The 23,082-nt window shown below is 75.5% G+C and carries 4 protein-coding genes; all 4 read right to left on the bottom strand.

Annotated elements, in window-relative coordinates:
- From ABZ833_RS44535 to ABZ833_RS44520, 4 genes are read right to left on the bottom strand one after another with little or no spacing between them, the layout of a single operon-like run.
- The gene (locus ABZ833_RS44535) at nt 1-1,269 is read right to left on the bottom strand and encodes an activator-dependent family glycosyltransferase (RefSeq protein WP_361059496.1); all 1,269 of its coding nucleotides are present in this window, start codon (nt 1,267-1,269) and stop codon (nt 1-3) included.
- Complete coding sequence (locus ABZ833_RS44530; protein ID WP_361059493.1) at nt 1,269-2,378, bottom strand: cytochrome P450; 1,110 nt, start codon at nt 2,376-2,378, stop codon at nt 1,269-1,271. Before ABZ833_RS44530 ends, ABZ833_RS44535 begins: the two co-directional genes overlap by 1 nt.
- Nucleotides 2,375-12,094, bottom strand: coding sequence for a type I polyketide synthase (locus ABZ833_RS44525; RefSeq protein ID WP_361059490.1), 9,720 nt, complete (start codon nt 12,092-12,094; stop codon nt 2,375-2,377). The genes ABZ833_RS44530 and ABZ833_RS44525 overlap by 4 nt, the downstream gene beginning before the upstream one ends.
- Nucleotides 12,091-23,070 carry an SDR family NAD(P)-dependent oxidoreductase gene (locus ABZ833_RS44520; RefSeq protein ID WP_361059488.1) on the bottom strand — a complete coding sequence of 3,660 codons (10,980 nt, stop codon included), beginning with the start codon at nt 23,068-23,070 and terminating at the stop codon, nt 12,091-12,093. The genes ABZ833_RS44525 and ABZ833_RS44520 overlap by 4 nt, the downstream gene beginning before the upstream one ends.
- Between the last annotated feature and the right edge of the window lie 12 nt (nt 23,071-23,082).

Genomic DNA, 23,082 nt, shown 5'->3' with positions numbered 1-23,082 from the left:
TCACGCCCTGCGCGCGGCGGTCATCTGCTCCAGCACACGGACGACTTCCGTCGGCGCGGGCTCGGACAGGATCTCGTCGCGTACTTTCGCGGCGCCCTCACGAAATGCGGGGTCCTCCAGGACGCGGATGACGCTTTCCCGGAACCGGTCGACCGTGAGTTCCCCGACCGGCAAGGACACGGCCATGCCTGCTTCCGCGGCCAGTCGGCCCCGTTCGTCCGTGTCCCATCCGTGGGGCAGCAGCACCTGCGGCACGCCGTGCACCGCCGCGGTGTGCCAGGTGCCGGGGCCGCCGTGGTGGGCGATCGCGTCGCAGGTGGGCAGCAGGGCGTGCATCGGCACGAAGTCGACGGTGCGGACGTTGTCGGGGACGCGTGCGACCGACTCCAGCTGGTGGGCGTCGAGCGTGGCGACGAACTCGGCGTCGATGTCGGCGACGGCCTCCAGCACCTCGCTGGTGGCGATGGCCTCCACCCCGCTGTCGCGGCCCCCGACGCCGAGCGTGAGGCACACCCGGCGCCCGGCCGGCGGCTTCTGCAGCCAGTCCGGTACGACGGCGGGGCCGTTGTAGTCGACGTAGCGCATGCCCACGGTCGGCAGCCCCAGGTCGAGGCGCATGCTGGCCGGTACGGGGTCGATGGTCCACTGGCCGACGGCCATCTCCTCGTCGAAACCCGGCTCGGGCCGCACCCCGTGGCGCTCCAGGGTCCATTCGATCCACTCCGCGAAGGGGTCCTCGCGGTGCTCGGGCTCCTGCCGGCCGAGCAGGTCCTGGAAGGCGCGGCGGGACTTCGTGGTGATGTCCGGGCCCCACAGCAGCCGGGCGTGGGCCGCGCCGGTCACCTTGGCCGCGATCGGGGCGGCGAAGGTCAACGGTTCCCATATCAGCAGGTCCGGCTGCCAGGTGCGGCAGAAGTCGACCATCCCGTCGATCAGTGAGTCGGGGGTCATCAGCGCGAAGAGGTTGGGCGTCAGGGCGGTCTGCATGCCCAGCAGGTGGTCCCAGCCCGCGTTCGCCAACGTGGCGTCGGCGAAGTCCAGGGAGCGCACGTACTTGATCATGTCTTCGCCGACCGCGCTCATGTGCCCGACGAGGTCCACGTCCTGGCCCACGGGCACCGCCGTCAGGCCGGCGGCGGTGGTGATCTCGGTCAACCCCGGTGATCCGACGACCCGGACCTCGTGTCCGGCCGCGCGACAGGCCCAGGCGAGCGGAACGAGCGGGTAGAAGTGGGTCTTGCTCGTCATGGCGGAGAAGACGATTCTCATCAGAAGTCCTTGATCTCGACCGGGCACCTGCTGATGCCCCGCAGTACGGGCGAACGGCGGAGGTGGACCACGGGGCCCGTCAGTGCCGTGCCGGGCAGCACATCGGCGAGGGCGCGCAGGGCCGCGGCGGCGTGCCGGGCGGCGAAGTCCTCGAGGCCGTCCGGGTGGTCGGTGTTCGAGGTCACCGGCGGGGGCGTGAGCGCGCGGTCCACGTCGAACCGGTCGGGGTCGAACCGGTCGGGCTCGGCGAACACCCGCGGGTCCCGGTGGGCCGCCGCGACGGCCACCACCACCTCGTCGCCCTCCGCGATCCGCGTCCCCTCGAGCGTCTGTCCGGCGGTGGCGTGGCGGACTTCGAGGTGGACCGGGGGCGCGGTGCGCAGCGTCTCGGCCACGATACGGTCCGCCAGGTCCGGGTCCTCGGCGAGGCGGCCGGCCAGGCCCGGGGTGCGCAGGGTGGCGAGCACGGCGTTGCCCACGGTGTTGGCCGCCGCCTCGCATCCGGCGCCCGCCAACACGGCTTCGGGGCCCGCCTGTTGACGCAGGTCCGCCAGCGCGGCCACGGTCCGTTCGGTCACGGCCAGCGGCTGCGGGGTCAGCCGGGCGTCCAGTGCCGTGGCGCTCGACCGCAGCAGGGCGGCGACGCGTCGCGCGTCCTCGCCGGTCAGGCCGAGGCGCGCGGTGACGCCGTGGACCGGTGTCTCGCGCGCCAGGTCCCGCATCAGGTCGAAGCGCGCCCCCGTACGCGCCAGCACCTCGCGGTACTCCAGGGCCAGTTCGTCCACCGCTGTGAGAGGCAATCCCGCGGCCGACCGCACGTCCAGGAACGGCCGCGCCCAGTCCGCGGCCGCCTCGCCCGCGGCCCGGGTGAACCCCGGGCCCCGCAGCACCTGAGCGGCCGTGTCGTACCGGGTGACGACCCAGGCTCCGGAGCGGCTGCGAAAGAGCCCGTCGGACGCCGAGCGGATCTGCTCGTACCAGTGGTGGGGTGTGTCGTCCTGCCCGCACAGGAGCATCGCGTACGGGTCGCCGTTCACGCCGAAGGCCCAGTACCAGCCGCGGGCCATCTGGAGCCGGCTGCCGAGCCGGCTTCGGTCTGTGGTTGTCATGCCAGGTTCCCTGTCCATGTGTGGATGCGGTCGGCGACGGCCGCGGCGTGCTCCTGCACCATCGAGAAGTGGTTGCCCGGCACGTCCGCGCAGTCGTGCGGGAAGGGCCACGTGGACTGCCACGACTCGTCCTCGGGCCACTGCCCCAGCGCCTCGGTGGCGCGGACGAGCAGGGTCGGGACGCCGAGGTCCCGCGGCCGCCAGGCGCTGGTGAAGCGGTGGTAGGCGCCCAGCGCGGTGAGCCGGGTGTCGTCCACCCGCACTCCTTCGCGGCCGAACATCGTGTCGGTCAGCTCGGTGAGCCAGCCGTGCACCGCCTGCTGCTGTCCCGGCGGATAGACGTCGATCAGGACGATGCCCAGCGGCGGGCGGCCCCGGTCGGCGAGTTCGGCGCCCAGGGCGTACGCCATCAGGGCGCCCGCGGAGTGGCCGACGAGCACGAACGGGCCGTCCGCCGCCTTGAGTACGGCGTCCGCCTGGGCGCCCAGGACCGCCGCCAGCGACGCGGGCAGCTGCTCGCCCGGCTCGTAGCCGGGCTGCGGCAGCGCGGACACCGGCAACCGGTCCTTGAGGGCGGCGGCGATCCGGAGGAATTCGTGCGGCCCCGCCACCGGCGCCGTACCGGCACAGCAGATCACCTGGACCTGCCCGGGACCGGGCGCCAGATCCACCAGGCCGACCGGGGCGGCCAGGTCTTCGGGGGTCTCGAACCGGTCCCGGTGGCCGGCCAGTTCACCGAGCAGCTCCAGGTAGGAGTCGAGGCGTCCTTCCTGCACGGACCGCTCGTAGAGGGTGCGCAGCATGCCGCCGTCGGCGCTGGCCAGGGCCTGCGATGTGGTGGACGTGAGCAGGGGCAGCAGGTGGGCCGCGACGTCGGTGACGCAGGGGTGGTCGAACACCAGGGTGGTGGGCAGGGCCAGGCCGGTGGCTTCCTGGAGCCGGTTGCGCAGCCCCACCGCCGTCAGGGAGTCGAACCCCAGCTCGGTGAAGCGCTGGTGGGGTTCCACCGCGTCGGGGTCCGGGTGCCCCAGCACGGCCGCCACCTGGGCGCGGACCCATGTGGCGAGCGTCGCCTCGGCCTCGTCGGCGGGCAGGCCGGACAGCCGTTCCCGCCAGGTGGGGCCGTGTCCTGGCCCGTCCGTGGCGGACGCGCCGGGCGCCTGCCGGACGGCGTCGGGCAGGTCCTCGATGAGCGGGCGCGCACGCGCCGCGGTGAATCCGACGGCGAACCGGTTCCAGTCGACGTCCGCGATCGATACGCAGATGTCGCCCTGTTCCAGGGCCTGTTGGAGGGCGCGCACCGCCTTGTCGGGAGCCATCGGGCGCAGCCCGCGCCGGATCAGGCCGGGCAGGTCGGCGTCGGCCATGCCGCCGTCCGCCCAGGCCCCCCAGGCGACGCTGGTGGCCGCCTTCCCCCGGGCCCGGCGCCGGTGCGCGAGGGCGTCGAGGTGGGCGTTGCCCGCGGCGTAGGCGCCGAGCAGGCCGCTGCCCCAGACCCCCGCGTTGGAGGAGAAGAGCACGAACGTCGTGGCGTCGGGGCAGAGTTCGTCAAGGAGCCGGGCGCCGACCGTCTTGGCCCGGGTCACGCGCGCCAGCTCGTCCGGGTCGAGGTCGGCCACGGCCCGTCCGTCGGGGACGCCGGCCAGGTGCATGACCGTGTCGATCCGCTCCCCCTGCCGCTCCAGTGACTCGATCAGGTCCGTCAGCCGTCCGCGGTCGGTGACGTCGCAGGCGGCGAAGGTCACCCGGGCGCCCAGGGCGGTCAGTTCCGCCGCCAGCCCCGCGCTGTGCGGTGCCTGTCCGCCCGACCTGCCGACCAGCACCAGGTGCTCGGTCCCGGTGCGGGCCAGGTGCCGGGCGACGTGGCCGCCGAGGGAGCCGGTGCCGCCCGTGACCAGCGCCGTGCCGGTGGCCCGCCAGGGGGCCGCGCCGGGCGCGAGCGGGGCCCTGACGAGGCGCCGGACGTGGCAGCCGCTCTCGCGCAGCGCGATCTGGTCCTCGTCGCCCGCGCCCGCCAGGCAGGCGGTGAGCTGGTGCAGTACGGGCTCGGTGAGCTGCTCGGGCAGGTCGAGCAGGCCGCCCCAGCGCTCGGGGGCCTCCAGGCCCATGACCCGTCCGATGCCCCAGACCATGGCCTGGGCCGGGTCGGCCTCGTCGGCCTCGCCGACGGCCACCGCCCCGCGCGTCACCAGCCACAGGGGCGCTTCGCTGCCCGCGTCGCCGAGGGCCTGGTGGAGGGCGAGGGTGGCGGTGACGGCCCGCAGGTCGTCGTCGTCCTCCGCCTCCAGGGCCAGCAGGGAGATCACCGCCGTGAGCTCCGCCGCCGACCGGCGCACCTCCTGGGTGAGCCCGGCCCGTCCGGCCGCGACGGCGTCGGTCGTGAGCCGCAGCACCGTGCCGCCGGACTCCTCGACGGCACGTGCCACGGCGTCCTGGCGCGGGTCGGTGCCGGATCCCACGACCAGGTACCGGCCCGGGAGGGGGGCCGCGTCCGGGGAGAAGGGCCGCCACTCGACGCGGTGGCGCCAGTCGGCCACCCGGTCGGGTATCTCGGGCGCCAGCCAGTAACGCTTGTGCTCGAAGGGGTAGTTGGGCAGCCGCACGGGTGCACCGGCGGGGAGGACGGCGGCCCAGTCGACGGGTACTCCCCCCGCGTGGGCGCGGCCGAGTTCGCGGACGAAGTGCCGGCTCCCCGCGTCCCGGTGGAGGCTGCCGAGGACCAGTGCCCCGCTCCCGGAGCGCTCGGCGGTCTCCTGGACGGCGGTGGTGAGCACCGGATGCGGGCTCACCTCGACGAAGGTGTCGTAGCCGTCGGCGAGGGCGGCGTCGATCGCCGCCTCGAAGCGGACCGGGGAGCGGAGGTTGTCGTACCAGTACGCGGCATCCATGACACCGGTGTCGCAGCGTTCGCCGCGCAGCGTGGAGTAGAGCGGCGTCCCGGACGGCCGCGCGCTCACGCCGGCCAGGTCGGCGAGGACGCGCTCGCGGACCCGCTCCATGTGGGGCGAGTGCGAGGCGTAGCCGACGGGGATGCGCCGGGCGCGGATGCCGTCGGCGGCGCAGCGCTCCTCGAACGCGGTCAGCGCTTCGGGGTCACCGGCCACCACGACCGAGGCCGGGGAGTTGACCGCGGCGACGCTGATGCGCTCGGGCCAGTCGGCGATCAGTTCCCGCGTGCGGTCCTCGGGCAGCGATACGGAGGTCATGCCGCCGGCACCGGCGAGTTCCGCCAGGGCGCGGGCGCGCAGGGCCACCACCCGTGCCGCGTCCTTCAACGAGAGTGCGCCCGCCACGCAGGCCGCCGCGATCTCGCCCTGGGAGTGACCCACCACCGCATCGGGCTCCACACCGCACGCCCGCCACAACCGCGCCAGCGACACCATCACCGCGAACAGCACCGGCTGCACGACCTCGACCCGCTCCAAGGACGGCGCACCCTCGACACCACGGACCACATCCACCACCGAGAAGCCCGCCACCTCCGCCAGCGCCGCATCACACTCCGCCAACGCCTCCGCGAACACCGGCACTTCAAGAAGCTCCCGCCCCATGCCCGCCCACTGCGAACCCTGACCCGGGAACACCCACACCACACGCCGCCCCCCACCCCCCACACCGGTGAGGAGGTCGGGGGCCGGCAGCCCCTCCTGCAACCGTCGCAGCAGGTCCTGCGCCGTCTCGGGGTCCTCGGCCAGGAGGACGGCGCGCCGCTCGTGGTGCGTGCGTGCGGTGGCGAGGGAGCGGCCGAGGCCCTCCCATGCGTCCGCGTCCGCCAGCACCGGAGTCAGACGGCCTGCTTGGGCGGCCAGGGCGGATTCCGTACGTGCGGACAGCACCAGCGGCACCACCCCCGCCGCCTCCAGCACACCCACCGAAGCGGCCTCTCCACCGGCCTCCACCTCCGGCGGCTCCTCCACGATCACATGCGCGTTCGTCCCACTCACCCCGAACGCCGACACCCCCGCCCGGCGCGCACGACCCTCCACCCGCGGCCACACACGCCCCTCACGCAACACCTCCACCGCACCCGAGGACCACTCCACATGCGAGGACACCTCACCCGCATGCAACGACGCCGGAAGCCTCCCGTGCCCCAACGCCAACACCATCTTGATCACACCGGCCACCCCCGCAGCCGCCTGCGCATGCCCGATGTTCGACTTCAACGACCCCAGCCACAACGGCAGTTGACCATCCCGGCCACGCCCATACGTCGCCAGCAACGCCTGCGCCTCGATCGGATCACCCAACACCGTCCCCGTGCCATGCCCCTCCACCACATCCACATCCACCGACGCCAGACCCGCAGCAGCCAGCGCCTGCCGGATCACCCGCTGCTGAGCCGGACCACTGGGCGCCGACAGACCATTGCTCGCACCGTCCTGATTCACCGCACTCCCCCGCACCACAGCCAGCACCCGATGCCCATGGCGACGGGCATCCGACAACCGCTCCAGGACCACCAGACCCACGCCCTCGGCGAAGCCGAAGCCGTCCGCCTGCTCGGAGTAGGCCTTGCAGCGTCCGTCGGCGGCCAGGGCGCCCTGACGTGCGAACTCCGTGAACACCTCCGGACCCGCCATCACCGACACTCCACCGGCCACCGCCAGCGACGACTCACCGTCCCGCAGCGACCGCGCCGCCAGATGCAACGCCATCAACGACGACGAACACGCCGTGTCCACCGTCAACGCCGGACCCTCAAGACCCAGCACATACGCCACCCGCCCCGAAGTGACCGCGGGTGAGCCGCCGGTGAGGAGGTAGCCCTCGCTGCCCTCGGGGAGCTCGACGCCGTGGCCGTAGCCCTGGTAGGCGGCGCCCAGGAAGACGCCGGTGGCGCTGCCGCGCAGCGAGCGCGGGTCGATGCCGGAGTTCTCCATCGCCTCCCAGGCGACCTCGAGGACCTGGCGCTGCTGCGGGTCCATCGCCAGCGCCTCGCGCGGCGAGATCCCGAAGAACGCCGGGTCGAAGTCCCCCGCGGCATCGAGAAAACTGCCGTAGCGCGGGCCTGCCGTGCCGTCGGCGGCGGTGTCCGTGAGGCGGTCCAGGTCCCAGCCCCGGTCGGTGGGCAGCTCCGAGACGGCGTCGCCGCCCGCGGTGATGAACTCCCAGAGGTCCTCCGGGGAGTTGACACCGCCGGGGAACCGGCAGGCCATCCCCACGACGACGACCGGATCGTCCTCGCCCCCCGCGACACCTGCACCCGCAGCTGGCCGCGGGTCCGGCACGTCGGCCGGGGGCTGTTCGGAGCCGAACAGCCGCTCGAGCAAGTAGTCGGCGAGTGCTGCGGCGTTGGGCCGGTCGAAGACGAGGGTGGACGCCTCACGCAGGCCGGTCGCCGCGGTCAGCCGGTTGCGCAGCTGCACCGCGGTCATCGAGTCGAACCCGGCGTCCCGGAAGGCCCGGTCCGGGTCGACGGCCGTGGCGTCCGGGTGCCCGAGCACCGCGGCGGCCTCGCCCCGCACCAGGTGCAGCAGGTGGCCCCGGCGCTCCTTGGCCGACAGCGGCAGCAGCTTGTCGTGCAGCCGGGAGCGGCCCTGGCCCGCTTCCTGCTCCGGCGCTTCCGCCAAGGGTGCGGCGGGGGCGAGCTCGTCGAACAGCGGACGGTGGCGTGCGGCGCCCATGAGGTCCAGGAACGCCGGCCGGTCGAGATCGGCGACGGAGACACAGACCTCGTCGCGCTCCAGGCACGTGTCCAGTTCGGCGAGGGCCTGCTCGGGCTGCATCGGCCGTACGCCCTGGCGGCGCAGGAAGTCCTGGCCCGCGTCCCCGGCCATGCCGGGTCCGTCCCACAGCCCCCACGCGACGGACACCGCGGGCAGTCCGCGGTGGCGACGGCGCTGCGCGAAGCCGTCCAGGAAGGCGTTGGCCGCCGCGTAGGCGCCCGCCCGTGCCGCGCCCCACACTCCGGCGTTCGACGCGAACAGGACGAACGTCCGCGCGTCCGGGCACAGTTCGTCGAGGTACGCCGTCCCGGCGGTCTTCGCGGCGGTGACGTGCGTGAACTCCTCCTCGGTGATGTGACCGAGCGGCGTGGACTGCGGGACGCCGGCCGCGTGGAACACGGCGTCGACGCTCCGGCCCGCCTCCCGCTCGGCGGCGAGCAGCGCGGCCAGCGCGGCCCGGTCCGAGACGTCGCAGGCGGCGAGGGTCACTCCGCTGCCCGCCGCGCGTATGTCCGCGGCCAGTTCGTCCGCGCCCGGGGCGTCGGGCCCGCTGCGGCTGGTCAGGACGAGATGTGCGGCGCCCGCGCGCGCCAGGCGGCGCGCGAGATGGGCGCCGACGCCGCCGGTGCCTCCGGTCACCAGGACCGTGCCGTGCGGCGAGCGGCCGGGTGCCGCGGCGGGGGCGCCGGCCGGGGCGGGCACCAGCCGGGGGACGCGGGCCCCGGTCGCGCGCAGTGCCACCTGGTCCTCGTCCCGTGGCCGGGCGAGCACCGCCGCCAGCGGTGCCACGAGGTCCGCGTCGTCCGGCGCGGGCAGGTCGATCAACCCGCCCCAGCGCGTGGGGTGTTCCAGACCGATGACCCGGCCGAGGCCCCACACCGCCGTCTGCGTGGGGTCCGGCTCGCCGTCCTGTTCGCTCACGCTCACGGCGCGCCGGGTCAGCACCCACAGGGGCGCCTCGACGCCGGCGTCACCCAGGGCCTGGGCGAGGGTCAGGGTCCGCCACGCGGGCACCTGCGGCGCGTCGGCGGATCCGTCGTCGGCGTCCAGGGCGAGCAGCGAGACCACGGCCGTCGGTTCACCGGCGGCCGCGTGCAGGAGTGCCGCCGTCGCGGCGCGTTCCTGTCCGCCGCAGTCGACGGGGCCGACCGTGGCACCGGCGCTCTCCAGGGCCGTGCGGACCGACTCGTACCAGGGGCCCGGGACATCAGGGCCCGTCACCAGGAGCACGTGGCCGGTGAGGGGAGCGGCCTGCCACGCGGCGTCCCGCCACTCCACCCGGTAGCGCCGCCCCTGGTCGGCGGGTTCGGTGCGGCGGCCGGGTGCCGTGTGCCAGTACGGGCGGTGCTGGAAGGGGTAGGAGGGGAGTTCGGCCACGGTGCCGTCCGCCAGTGCGGCCCGCCAGTCGACCCGTACGCCCCGCACATGGGCCTCGGCGAGCGCCGCGAGGAACCGGTCCGTGCCGCCCGCGTCGCGCCGCAGGGTGCCGAGGACGGCGGCGTCGGTGCCCATCGCCTCCACGGTCGCCTCGATGCCGGCGGCGAGGACGGGCTGCGGGCTCACCTCGACGAAGGCGTCGAAGCCCGCCTCGGCCAGCAGGCGCGTCCCCGTCTCGAACCTCACCTGTTCGCGCAGGTTCTGGTACCAGTAGTCGGCGCCCATGAGGGCGGTGTCGATCGGCTCTCCGGTCGTCGTGGAGCACAGGGGCACGGCCGCGGACCGGGCGACGACACCGGAAAGGGCGGCCGTCAGCTCCTCGCGCAGCGGCTCGACCATGGGCGAGTGGGAGGCGTAGTCCACGGGGATGTTGCGCGCCCTGACGCCGTCGGCCGCGCAGGCGTCGAGCAGCGCGTCCAGCTCCGCGCGGGGGCCGGCCACCACGACCGCACCCGGGCCGTTGACCGAGGCGATCGACAGGGCGCCGCCGTAGGGCGCGAGCAGGGTTCGGGCCTGTGCCTCGGTGCGGGCCAGGGAGACCATGCCACCGGTGCCGGCGAGGGACCGCAGCGCCTTGGCGCGCACGGCGACCACCTTCGCGGCGTCCTGAAGGGACAGGGCGCCTGCGACGCAGGCGGCCGCGATCTCCCCCTGGGAGTGCCCGATCACCGCGGCCGGTTCGACGCCGTACGAACGCCACAGCGCGGCCAGCGAGACCATCACCGCGAACAGTGCGGGCTGCACGACGTCCACCCGCTCCAGGGGCGCGCCGTCGGCGATCACTTCGGTCAGCGACCAGTCGACGTACGGGGCGAGTGCCTGCTCGCACTCCCGCATGGAGCGGGCGAACTCCGGTGATTCGAGGAGCAGTTCGGCGGCCATCCCCGCCCACTGCGACCCCTGCCCGGGGAAGACCATGGCGACCTTGCGGCCGGGCCGTGCCGTGCCGGTGACGGCCTTGGCGTGCGGCTCTTCCCCGGCCACGGCGCGCAGGGCGGCCAGCGCGTTTGCGCGGTCGCCGACGACGACGGCGCGGTGCGCGAACGCGGTGCGCCGGGTGGCGAGGGTGAGGGCGGCGTCGGGCAGCGGGGCGGCATCGGGCCGCTCCAAGTGGGCGGCGAGGCGCATCGCCTGGTCCCGCAGGGCGTCCTCGGTCCGGGCGGACAGAAGCAGCGGGTAGGGGCCCGCCTTCCGGCTCTCGGGGACCGGGTGGGCTTCCGGGTTCTCGGTGTCCGGGTGGGCTTCCGGTGCCTCCTCGACGAGGATGTGCGCGTTGGTCCCGCTGATGCCGAACGAGGAGACGCCCGCGCGGCGCGTCCGGGAGCCGCTCGGCCACGGCCTGCTCTCCCCGAGCGGGACGACGGCGCCCGTCTCCCAGTCGATGCGCGAGGAGGGCGCGTCGAGGTGGAGGAGGCGGGGCAGCCGGCCGTGCCGGAGGCAGAGCACCGTCTTGATCAGGCCCGCGACACCGGCGGCGGCCTGGGTGTGGCCGATGTTGGACTTCACCGAGCCGATCCACAGCGGGGTGCCGTCGGGCCGTCCGGCGCCGTAGGTCTCCAGGAGGGCGTGTGCCTCGATGGGGTCGCCGAGGGTGGTTCCGGTGCCGTGCGCCTCGACGTAGTCGACGTCGGCGGGGCCGAGCCGGGCGTCGTCGAGCGCCTGGCGGATCACCCGCTGCTGGGCCGGGCCGTTGGGGGCGGTGAGGCCGTTGCTCGCGCCGTCCTGGTTGACCGCCGAGCCGCGCAGCACGGCCAGCACCCGGCGGCCTTCCCGCTGCGCCGTGGACAGCCGCTGCAGTACGAGGAGGCCGACGCCCTCGGCGAGACCGAAGCCGTCGGCGGCCTCCGCGAAGGGCTTGCACCGGCCGTCCGCGGCGAGCCCGCCCTGGCTGTGGAACTCGGTGAACGCGCCGGGAGTGCTCATCAGGGTGGCGCCGCCCGCGAGCGCGGTCGTGCACTCCCCGCGGCGCAGCGACTGCATGGCCAGATGGGTCGCGGTGAGGGAGGAGGAGCAGGCGGTGTCCACGGTCAGCGCCGGGCCTTCCAGACCCAGCGTGTAGGCCACCCGGCCGGAGGCCACACTGGAGGCCGTGCCGGTGCCCAGGTAGCCCAGGACGTCCGGTGACGCCTCGTCGGGGCGCGGCCCGTAGTCGACGGCGCCGACCCCGGCGAAGACCCCGGTGGCGGTGCCGGCCAGCGAGGCGGGGTCGAAGCCTGCGCGCTCCAGGGCCTCCCAGGCGACCTCAAGGAGGAGCCGCTGCTGCGGGTCCATGGCCAGCGCCTCGCGCGGCGAGATGCCGAAGAAGTCCGCGTCGAAGCCCGCGGCGTCGTGCAGGAACCCTCCGCTGCGGGCGTCGGGGGCGGATGTGTCCCAGCCGCGGTCGGCGGGCGGGCCCGTGGCGGCGTCGCCGTCCTGCGTGAGGAAGTCCCACAGGGCGGCGGGGCTGTCGATGCCGCCGGGGAACCGGCAGCCCATGCCGACGATCGCGATCGGTTCGCCCGCCCGGTACTCGGTCTCCCGCAGCCGGGCGCTGACGGTCTCCAGGTCCCCGACCGTGCGCCGCAGATAGCGGCGCAGCTTGTCCTCGGTGGTCTCCTGCTCCCCGTTCATCGTTTCCCCTCACTGAACCGCTGATCGAGAAGTTCGAACAGTTCCTCGTCGTCGACGTCGTCGATGACGTCGACGGCCGTACGGGAATCCCCGCCGCCTGCGCTCCACCTGCCGAGCAGGGCGGTCAACCGCGCCTCGATCGACCTGCGTTGACCGGACGTGTCCCCGGCGTCCTCACCGGACCCGGTGCGCTCGCGCCAGCCGTCCATCGCCGCCTCCAGCGCGTTCAGGTGCTCGATGACCGGGCGGCCCGGATCCGTCCGCGACGCGCCGGGCGCATCCGCGAACAGCCGGCCGTCCACGTAGGCGGCCACCGCCTCGGGTGTCGGGTGGTCGAAGACGAGCGTGCTCGGCAGCCGCAGGCCGACCGCGCTGCCCACGCGGTTGCGCAGCTCGACCGAGGCCAGCGAGTCGAAGCCGAGGTCCTTGAACTGCCGCCCCGGCGCCACCGATTCGGCCGTGTCGTATCCGGCGACGGCGGCGGCCTGGGCCCGTACGGCCTCCGTCAGGGCGGTGAGCCGGTCGGGGCGCGGCAGCGGCGCGAGGCGTGCGGCGAGCCCCTCACCGCCGGACTGCTCCCGGGCGGCCGTGCGCAACGGCGCGTGCATGAGCCCGCGCAGCACCTCGGGCACAGCGTCCGGGTCCTGCGGCCGGGAGGTGTCCAGGTGCAGCGGGAACAGGACCGGGTCGCCGCGCCGGATCGCGAGGTCGAACAGGGCCAGGGCGCGTGCGGTCGGCAGGGGCCGCATGCCCGCCCGCGCCATCCGCCGGGTGTCCCGCTCGTCGAGGGTGCCCGTCAGGCCGCTGGCCTCCTCCCACAGGCCCCAGCCGAGCGAGGTCGCGGGCAGCCCGCGCGCCTGCCGGTGGCGGGCCAGCGCGTCCAGCGCGGCGTTGGCCGCCGCGTACGCGCCCTGGCCGGGGCCGGCCAGGACGGAGGCACCGGACCCCAACAGGACGAAGAAGTTCACTTCCCCCCGCGCAGTGAGGTCGTGCAGGTGCCAGGCGGCGTCGGCCTTCGGCGCGAGGACCTCGGCCAGCGTGTCCGGCTCCACGGAGGCGGCAAGGCCGTCCGCGAGGACCCCCGCGGCGTGGACGACGCCGGTCAGCGGGTGGTCGGCCGGGATGGTGTCGAGCACGGCCGCGAGCGCGGCGCGGTCGGAGACGTCGCAGGCGAGCGTGGTCACCGCGGCGCCCAACTCGCCCAGTTCCGCGGCGAATTGCTCCGCTCCCGGCGCGGCGGGTCCCCGGCGGCCGAGCAGCAGCAGGTGGCGCACCCCGTGCTCGGTCACCAGGTGACGGGCCACGAGCCGTGCCAGGGTGCCTGTTCCGCCGGTGACCAGGACGGTGCCGTCGGGGTCGAGCGGGGCGGGCTGGACGAGCACCAGCTTTCCGGTGTGCCGCCCCGTACTCATGTGCTGCAGCGCGGCCGAGGCCCGCTGCAGCGGCCACGCCGTGACCGGGAGGCGGCTGATCCTCCCGTCGGCCACGAGCGCGGCGACCTCGGCCAGGATGGTGCCGAGCCGGTCGGGACCCGCGTCGGCGAGGTCGAAGGGCAGGTAGCGCCCGGGGAACTGGTCCGGGGAGCGGGGGTCGGTCTTGCCCATCTCGACGAACGCCCCGCCCTGTGCGAGGAGCCCGGCCGACTCGTCGAGCAGCGCGCCGGTCAGCGAGTTGATCACGACGTCCATGCCGCGGCCGTCCCGGACGGACCGGAACCGCTCGCCGAAGCCGGTGACCCGGGAGGAGGCGATGTGGTCGTCGTCGAGGCCGAGTCCGCGCAGGATGTCGTGCTTGGCGGGGCTGGCCGTGGCGAAGACCTCGGCCCCGGCGAGGCGGGCCAGGCGGACGGCGGCCATGCCGACGCCGGTGGCGGCGGCGTGCACCAGGACGGCCTGTCCGGGCCGCAGACCGGCGAGGTCGTGCAGCGCGTAGTGGGCGGTGGTGAAGACGATGGGCAGGGCGGCGGCCTCGGTGCTGCTCCACCCCTGCGGGACGGGGACCACCAGGCGGTGGTCGGTGACCGCCACCGGTCCGAAGGCGCCTTCGAACAGGCCCATGACCCGGTCGCCCACCGCGATGCCCGTGACGTCCGCTCCGGTGGCGGTGACGACCCCGGCCCCCTCGGTGCCCATGACGGCGGCACCGGGGTACATGCCCAGGGCGATCAGGACGTCGCGGAAGTTGACGCCGGTGGCCCTCAGTTCGACCCGCACCTCACCCGGGCCCGGCTGCCGCCCGGCGTCCGGCGTCGCCGCGAACGCCAGGGCGTCCAGGGAGGTGCCGGCGGGCTCCAGGCGGGCGGGTGTCCGGGGCGGCAGCAGGGCCGCGGCGCCGCGGGTGGCGGACAGCCGCGGTACGAGCGCGAGGTCGCCGCGCAGCGCCACTTGCGGGTGGTCGAGCACGGCGGGGAACCGGGTGAGGGCCGCCGGGTCCGTGTCGCTGTCGACGAGGACGAAGTTCCCCGGCGACTCCGCCTGTGCGGAGCGGACCAGGCCCCAGACCGCGGCCTGCGCGGGGTCCGCGTCCGTGTCGGCGGGGCCCGCGCCCACGGCGTGCCGGGTGAGGAACACCAGGCGGCCGGAGCGCTGCGGTGCGTCGAGCCACCGGCGGACGAGTCCGGCCGCGTGCAGCACGCTCTCGCGTACCGAGGCGGCCGGGTCGGCCGCCCGCCACGGAAGGCAGCGCACGAAGACGGCATCGGGTTCCGGCTCGCCCGTGGCGACCGCCGCCGCCAGGGCCGCCAGGTCCGGGTGGTCCTTGCCGAGGCCGGGCAGGCCGCCCCCGACGGTCGCGCAGCGCACGAGGGCGGCGCCGGTCTGCGGCAGGGGCCGCCAGGACAGCCGGTAGAGGTCGTCGGCGCCCGCCTCCTCGCCGTCGTCGTGCCGCGGCGCGCCGCCGGCCGGGCGCACGGTCACGGCGCCGACCTGGGCGATGGGCGCTCCGGTGGGGTCGGTCACCGACAGGCTCATCGCGGCGCCGTCGGCCGGGGCCGCCGTGACGCGGACGGCGGTGGCCCCGGACGCGTGCAGGGTGGTCCCGCTCCAGGAGAAGGGCAGGAACGCCCCTTCCCGGTCGGCCAGGGAACTCAGGCCGAGGGTCTGCGCCGCGGCGTCGAGGAGGACGGGGTGCAGCGGGTAGCCCTCGTCGCCCGTCCCGTCGGGCCGTACGGCGGCGGGGAGTTCGGCCTCGGCGAACACCTCGTCGCCGCGCCGCCACGCGGCGCGCAGCGCCCGGAAGGCGGGTCCGTAGGCGTAACCCCGGTCGGCCAGGCGTGTGTAGGCCGCGTCGAGGTCGATGGGCCGGGCGTCCGGCGGCGGCCAGGCCGCCGGGGCCGCCGGTGGCCTCGCGGCCTCGCCGAGGACTCCGGTCGCGTGCCGGGTCCAGGGCGCGTCGGGGGTGCGCGCGTCGCGGGCGTGCACGTCCACGGTGCGGGTGCCGTGCTCCTGGAGGGCGCCGACGGTGACGCGCACGGCGGTGGCCGGGCCGAGCACCAGCGGGGCGGAGAGCACCAGTTCCTCGACGGCGGGCGTGCCCGCGTGCCGGCCGGCCGTCAGGGCCAGGTCGACCAGCGCGCTGCCGGGCAGGAGCGGACGGCCGCCGACGGCGTGGTCGGCCAGCCACGGCTGGTCGCCGAGCGCGATCCGCCCGGTCAGGAGGTGTCCGCCGTCGGGCGTCTCCAGCGCCGTCGACAGGACGGGGTGGGCCACGGGGTCCATGCCCAGTGCGGCGGCGTCGCCGCGGGTGCGGCGCGGCCGCGGCCAGAAGGAGGTGTGCTCGAACGGATAGGTCGGCAGCGGCGCCGCCGTGCCGCCGGCCCCGACGGCCGGTGTCAGGTCGACGGGCAGGCCGTCGGCGCGGGCCTCCAGCAGGCCGCGCAGGAAGGTGCGCGCGCCGGGGCGGCCCCGGCGCAGGGAGGCGAGGGTGACGACGGCGCGGCCGAGGTCGTCGGCGGTCTCCTCGATGCCGGGGAGCAGCACCGGGTGCGGGCTCACCTCGATGAAGGTGTCGAAGCCCTGGTCCATCAGATGCCGTACGGCCTCGTCGAGGCGGACCGTCCCGCGCAGATTGCGGTACCAGTACGCGGCGTCGAGCCCGGCGGTGTCGAGCGGGCCGCCGGTGACGGTGGAGCAGAAGGGCACGTCGGCGGACCGGGCCTCGACCGTGCCCAGTTCGTCGGCGATCCGCCGCTCGACCTGTTCCACCTGCGGGGAGTGGGAGCCGTAGCCCACGGCGATCCGCCGCGGGGACAGTGCCGCGCCCTGCGGCGAGCGGAGGAACTCCTCCAGGGCGGTGGCCTGTCCGGCGACGACGAGGGAGCGCGGCCCGTTCACCGCGGCCACGCTCAGCAGGCCCTCCCACGGTGCCAGGGCCGCCTCGGCGGCCTCCGGCGTGGCGGTGACCGAGGCCATGCCGCCCTGCCCGTTGAGCTCGCGCAGCACCTTGCTGCGCAGCGCCACGACCTTCGCCGCGGTGTCGAGGGTGAGGGCTCCGGCGACGCAGGCGGCGGCGATCTCGCCCTGCGAGTGGCCGACCACGGCGGCCGGTTCCACCCCGTGGGCCCGCCACAGCCGTGCCAGCGACACCATCACCGCGAACAGCACGGGCTGGACGACGTCGGGCCGCTCGAAGGCGTCCTGGTGCCCCTCGCCGCGCACCGTGGCGAGCAGGTCCCAGTCGGTGTACGGAGCCAGCGCCGCCGCGCACTGCGCCATCGACGCGGCGAAGACCTCCGACTGGTCGAGCAGGTCGCGGGCCATACCGGCCCACTGCGAGCCCTGGCCGGGGAAGACCAGCACGGCCCTGCGGTCGGCCGCCGCGCGCGGCGGCACCACGTCGGCCCCGGCCTCGCCTGCGGCCAGGGCGTCGAGGGCCGCGCAGACCGCTTCCCGGTCGTCGGCGAGCACCCCGGCCCTGATGTCGAACCGGGCCCGGCCCGCCGCGAGCGTGCGTGCGGTGTCGGCCAGGGAGATCTCCGGTGAGGTGCGCAGCACGTGGGCCAGCGCACGCGCCTGCGCGGCCAGCGCGGTCGGCGTCCGGGCCGAGAGCGGGAGCGCCACGGCGTCTGCCACCAGGGCGCAGTCCGTGGGCAGTTCGGCCGGATCGCCGGTGGAGGCCGGGTCGCCGGTGAGGGCCGGGTCTGCCGGGGCCTCTTCCAGGACGACGTGGGCGTTGGTGCCGCTGACGCCGAACGAGGAGACCCCTGCCCGGCGCACCCGCGGACCGCGCGGCCAGTCCTCGTTCTCCCGCTGGACCTCGATCGTCCCCGCCGACCAGTCGATCTCGGGGGAGAGTTCCTCCGCGTGCAGGCTGCGCGGGAGCACGCCGTGCCGCATCGCGAGCACCGTCTTGATCACGCCGGCGACACCGGCGGCCGCCTGGGTGTGGCCGATGTTGGACTTCACCGAGCCCAGCGCGAGGGGCCGTCGACGCTGCTCCACCCCGTAGGTGGCCTGCAGCGCCCCGGCCTCGATCGGGTCGCCGAGCCGGGTGCCGGTGCCGTGCGCCTCCACCACGTCGATGTCGGCCGCCGCCAGCCGGGCGTCGGCGAGCGCCTGGCGGATGACGTCCTCCTGGGCCGGGCCGTTCGGCGCGGCCAGGCCGTTGCTCGCGCCGTCCTGGTTGACCGCGCTGCCGCGCAGCACCGCGAGCACGGGGTGGCCCGACTCCAGGGCCTGGGAGAGGGGTTCGAGGAGCAGCGCGCCGGCGCCTTCGGCCAGGCCGAAGCCGTCCGCCTGCGCCGCGAACGGCTTGCACCGCCCGTCGGCGGCGAGCCCGCGCTGCCTGCTGAAGTCCACGAACGTGTAGGGGTCGGAGATCACGGTGACCCCGCCCGCCAGCGCCATGGCGCACTCGCCGCTGCGCAGCGCCCGCATCGCCAGGTGGATGCCCACCAGGGACGACGAGCACGCGGTGTCCACCGTCATCGCCGGGCCCTGCCAGCCGAAGACGTAGGCGAGCCGGCCGGACAGCACGCTGGCCGAGTTGCCGAGCCCCTGGTAGCCCTCGACCCGGTCGGCCTCGCTCTCCAGGAGGGGCATGTACGACTGGCCGTTGGACCCGACGAACACGCCGACGCGGCTGCCGCGCAGCAGGTCGGGGTCGATGCCGCCCCCTTCCACGGCCTCCCAGGCGACCTCGAGCATCAGCCGCTGCTGCGGGTCCATCGCGAGGGCCTCGCGCGGGGTGATGCCGAAGAAGTCCGCGTCGAAGCCCGCCGCGTCGGTGAGGAATCCGCCACGGTCGGCGTAGCTGGTGCCGGGGTGGCCGGGGTCGGGGTGGACGAGGGCGTCCAGGTCCCAGCCGCGGTCCCGGGGCAGGCCTCCGGTGAGGTCCTGGCCGTCGGCGACGGCCCGCCACAGCGCGTCGGGCGAGCCGATGCCGCCGGGGAAGCGGCAGCCCATGCCGACGACGGCGATCGGCTCCTGCTCGCCGGTCCGCGTGCCGCCGGCCGCCTCGGCGGTGCGCTCCCGGCGCGGTCCGGTGCCCAGCAGGGAGAGCAGGTGGCGGGCGAGGCGGGTGACGGTCGGGTGGTCGAAGACCAGGGAGGCGGGCAGCCGCAGGCCGGTGGCGGCGGCGAGCCGCTTGCGCAGCTGCATCGTGCCCAGCGAGTCCAGGCCCAGTTCGGTGAACGCCCGCCGTCCGTCGACGTCGAGGGCGCTGTCGTGGCCGAGCACGGCCGCGGCGGCCTCGCCGACCACGCCGGTCAGCAGGTCCTCCTGTTCGGCGGGCGGCAGCGCTGCCAGCCGGGCGGCCAGTTCGGTGGCCGGGCCGCTGCCCCCTCCGGCGCTCGCCTCCGCGGGCTCCGGCGTCTCGCGCGCCTGGGCTATCTCCTCGAACAGCGCGGTCGGCCGGACGGCGCGGCGGCCCGCGGCGAAGGCGGGCCAGTCCACGTCGGACACCGCGACGGCGCCCTCCCCCGCGTCAAGGACGGACTCCAGCACGCTCAGGGCGCGTTCGGGCGTCAGGGCGCGCAGTCCGCGCTGCGCCGCGGGCCGCGCGGTGCCGTCCGGGGTGCCGTCCGGGGTGCCGGGCAGGGCCCAGGGGCTCCAGGCCACGGCGGTGCTCGGGTGGCCCCGGCCGCGCCGGTGCGCGGCGAACGCGTCGAGGACGGCGCTGCCCGCCGCGTAGCCGGACATGCCCGCGCCGCCCCAGACGCCGGCCACGGAGGAGCAGTGGATCTCCCGCTCCACGGGCTGTGCGTCGAGGACCCGCGCGAGGGTCAGGGCCAGGCCGGTCTTGGCGTGCACGGTGGCCGCGAAATCCTCCGGGCGGGTCTCGAGGAGCGGCCCGAACTCCAGGCGGGTCGCGGCGTGCAGGACGGTGCTCACGGCGTGCGGGGCGGCTTCGACGGCGGCCCGCACGGCGCTCTCGTCCGCCGCGCAGCGGGTGACCGTCGTCGTACCGTCCCGCAGCGCGCCGAGCAGGTCCTCGTCCGCCTCGCCCACCAGGACGAGGTGGTCGGCGCCGCTGTCGGCCGCCCACCGGGCGAGCCGCTGCCCGATCGGGCTGTCCGCTCCGGTGACGAGCACGGTCCCGTGCGGGCGCGCGGCCGGCCCGTCGGCGGCGGCCGGCAGGTGCGCCCGCACCAGGCGCCGCCCGTACAACGCATCGGCGCGTACGGCGAGTTGGTCCTCGCCCGGTCGTCCGCCCGCCAGGATGCCGGGCACCCGGGCCAGCAGGGTCTCGTCCACGGCGTCGTGCGGCAGGTCCAGTACGCCGCCCCAGCGCTGCCCGAGCTCCAGGGAGGCGACCCGGCCAAGGCCGTGCACGGCGCACTGCGCGTACGACGTGATGCCCTCGTCGCCGGGCGTCCGTACGGCGCCCTGGGTGAGGCACCACAACGGCGCTTCGACACCCGCGTCGCCCAGGGCCTGAAGGAGCGTCAGGGTGGCCACCGCGCCGGCGGGCACGCCCGCCAGGCCGCGGTGGTCCGTCTCGTCGGCCGCGAGCAGCGACACCACACCCCGCAGCCCGGTGGTTCCGGCCGTGGCGGCGGTGACGGCCGCGGCGGCCTCGGCGCGGCCCAGGTCCGGGGCCAGGACGCATGCCAGCGGTGTGCCGCCGGATGCGCGCAGCGCCTCGGTCAGCGGTGCGGCCCAGGAGGGGGCGTCGGCCGCGGTGACGACCAGCCATGTCCCGTGCGCGTCGGACGGTTTGGCGGCGGGCGGCGGCGCGGGCAGTTCCGTCCATGCCTCGCGGTAGGTCACGTCATCGGCGCCGCGGACCGGCGCGGCGGCCGACGTCCAGTAGTGCTTGCGCCGGAAGGGGTAGGTGGGCAGCGGCACGCGCCGCGCGTCGGGGAAGGCGGGCAGCCAGCGCACGTCCACGCCCGCGACGTGGGCCCGCGCCACGGAGGTGAGGAACGACTCCGGGCCCGGGGCGCCCCGCCGCAGGGTGCCGACGGCCACGGCCTCGCCCGGCTCACGGCCCCGCGCGTCGAGCGTCTCCTCGACCGTCGCGGCGAGCACCGGGTGCGGGCTGATCTCGACGAAGGCGTCGTGGTGCGCGTCGTCGAGGAGCCCCACGACGTCGTGGAGGCGCACCGGCTCGCGCAGATTGCGGTACCAGTAGTCGGCGTCCAGCTCCTCGCCCTCCATCGGGCGGCCGGTCACCGTCGAGTAGAAGGGCACGCGCGCGGCGGCGGGGCTCATGTCCCCTATCGCGTCGGCGAGTTCCTCGCGCACCTGGTCCATCTGCGCGGAGTGCGAGGCGTAGTCGACGTCGATGACCCGGGCCCGCGCCCCCTGGTCGGCGCAGGCCGCCACGAGAGCGTGCACGGCCTCGTGCTCACCGGAGACGACGACGGAGGCGGGCCCGTTGACCGCGGCCACCTCGACGGCGTCCCCGTACGGTGCGAGCAGATCGCGTACGGCCGCCTCGTCGAGCGCCACGGCCGCCATCGCGCCCTTCCCGGCCAGGGACCGCAGCAGGCGGCTGCGCAGGACGACGAGCCGGGCGGCGTCCTCGAGCGTGAGGATCCCGGCGACGTGCGCCGCGGCGATCTCGCCCTGTGAATGCCCCGCCACCGCCGCCGGTTCCACACCGTAGGAGCGCCACAGCGCGGCCAGCGACACCATCACGGCGAACAGCGCGGGCTGCACCACGTCGACCCGGTCGAGCCCGGGGGCGCCGGGCTCCTGCCGGAGCACCGCGGCCACCGACCAGTCCTGCCACGGGGCCATCGCCTCGTCGCAGGCCCGGATCGTCTCGGCGAAGAGCGGGGACCACTCCAGGAGGTCGGCGCCCATCCCGGCCCACTGCGAGCCCTGGCCGGGGAAGAGGAACACGGCGGAGCGCCCGCCCGATTCGACGGCGCCCCCGACCCGCGCCCGGCCTGCCGCCACCTCGCTCATCCCCCGCAGGGCCGCTTCCCGGGAGCCGGCCAGGACCACCGCGCGGTGCTCGTGCCGGGCCCGGGTCGTGGCCAACGAGAGGCCGAGGTCGGGAAGTTGGACCCTCTCGTCCGCGACGACGGAGGCCAGCCGCTGCGCCTGGGCGTACAGCGCCTCCTCGGTCCGCGCGGAGACGACCAGCGGCACCGGGCGGCGCTCCGTCACCGGCTGCGGCGCCGCCGTACGTTCTTCCTCGGTCTCCTGGGGCTCCGTTGCCTCCGCCAGGACGACGTGGGCGTTGGTGCCGCTGATGCCGAACGCCGACACGGCGGCGTACCGGGGCCGCTCGCCACGCGGCCACTGCCGTTCCTGGGCCAGCAGCGCGATCGCACCCGACGACCAGTCGACGTGCGGCGAGGGCTCCTGTGCGTGCAGGGTCCGGGGCAGCCGCTCGTGCCGGAGGGCGAGCACCATCTTGAGGATGCCGACCGCGCCCGCGGCGCCCTGGGTGTGGCCGATGTTCGACTTCGCCGATCCCAGCCACAACGGCCGCTGCGGGTCGCGGTGCCGGCCGTAGGTGTCGAACAGGGCGTTGGCCTCGATGGGGTCGCCGAGGGTGGTGCCGGTGCCGTGCGCCTCGACCGCGTCGACGTCGGCGGGTGCGACGCCCGCGTTGGCCAGCGCCTGCTCGATCACCTTGCGCTGCGCCGCTCTGCTGGGTGCCGACAGGCCGTTGCTGGCCCCGTCCTGGTTGATGCCGGTGCCGCGGACGACGGCGTGCACGGTGTGCCCCTTGCTCCGTGCGACCGAAAGACGCTCCAGGAGGAGCACCGCGACACCCTCGCCGAAGCCGAAGCCGTCCGCCGTCGCGCCGAACGCCTTGGAGCGGCCGTCGGACGCGAGGGCGCGCTGCCGGGCGAAGTCGATGAACACCTCGGGACCGGCCATCACGGCGGCGCCGCCCACGATCGCCGCCTCGCACTCGCCGCGGCGCAGCGACGCCACCGCCAGGTGCAGTGCCACCAGGGAGGAGGAGCAGGCCGTGTCCAGCGTGATGGCGGGCCCTTCGAGCCCGAGGGTGTACGCGATCCGGCCGGACGCCACCGACGGCGCCACCCCCGTGACCGTGTATCCCTCCGCGTCCTCGGCGGAGCCCGCCCCGTCGCCGTAGCCGTGCCGGGCGACGCCGAGGAACACGCCGGTGTCCGTGCCGCGCAGGGCGTGCGGATCGAGGCCCGCGTTCTCCACCAGTTCCCAGCACGTCTCCAGCAGGAGGCGCTGCTGCGGGTCCATCGCCGCGGCCTCGCGCGGGGATATGCCGAAGAAGGCGGCGTCGAACTCCCCCGCGCGCTCCAGGAACGCGCCCGTGCGCACATAGGTCGTGCCGGGGTGGTCCGGGTCCGGGTGGTAGAGGCCCGTCAGGTCCCAGCCGCGGTCGTCGGGGAAGCCGGACAGCCGCTCCTCGCCCGCCGCGAGCACGTCCCAGAAGTCCTCCGGGGTGTCGATCCCGCCGGGCAGCCGGCAGGCCGTGCCGACGATCGCGATCGGGTCGGCCTCCAGCTCGTGGATGCGCTGCCGGGCCGCGCGCAGGTCAAGGGTCGCGCGACGCAGGTATGAAGCGACCTTGTCGTTGTCGTTCGTCACCGTGTTGATTCC

The sequence above is a fragment of the Streptomyces sp. NPDC047525 genome (genome assembly GCF_040643025.1).
Classification (GTDB): Bacteria; Actinomycetota; Actinomycetes; order Streptomycetales; family Streptomycetaceae; genus Streptomyces; species Streptomyces durmitorensis.
This window is presented reverse-complemented; position numbering and strand designations above follow the sequence as displayed.

Excerpts from the sequence above, each read along its gene's own strand:
- ABZ833_RS44535 (WP_361059496.1), bottom strand. The coding sequence starts at position 1,269 with ATGAGAATCGTCTTCTCCGCCATGACGAGCAAGACCCACTTCTACCCG.
- ABZ833_RS44530 (WP_361059493.1), bottom strand. The coding sequence starts at position 2,378 with ATGACAACCACAGACCGAAGCCGGCTCGGCAGCCGGCTCCAGATGGCC.
- ABZ833_RS44525 (WP_361059490.1), bottom strand. The coding sequence starts at position 12,094 with ATGAACGGGGAGCAGGAGACCACCGAGGACAAGCTGCGCCGCTATCTG.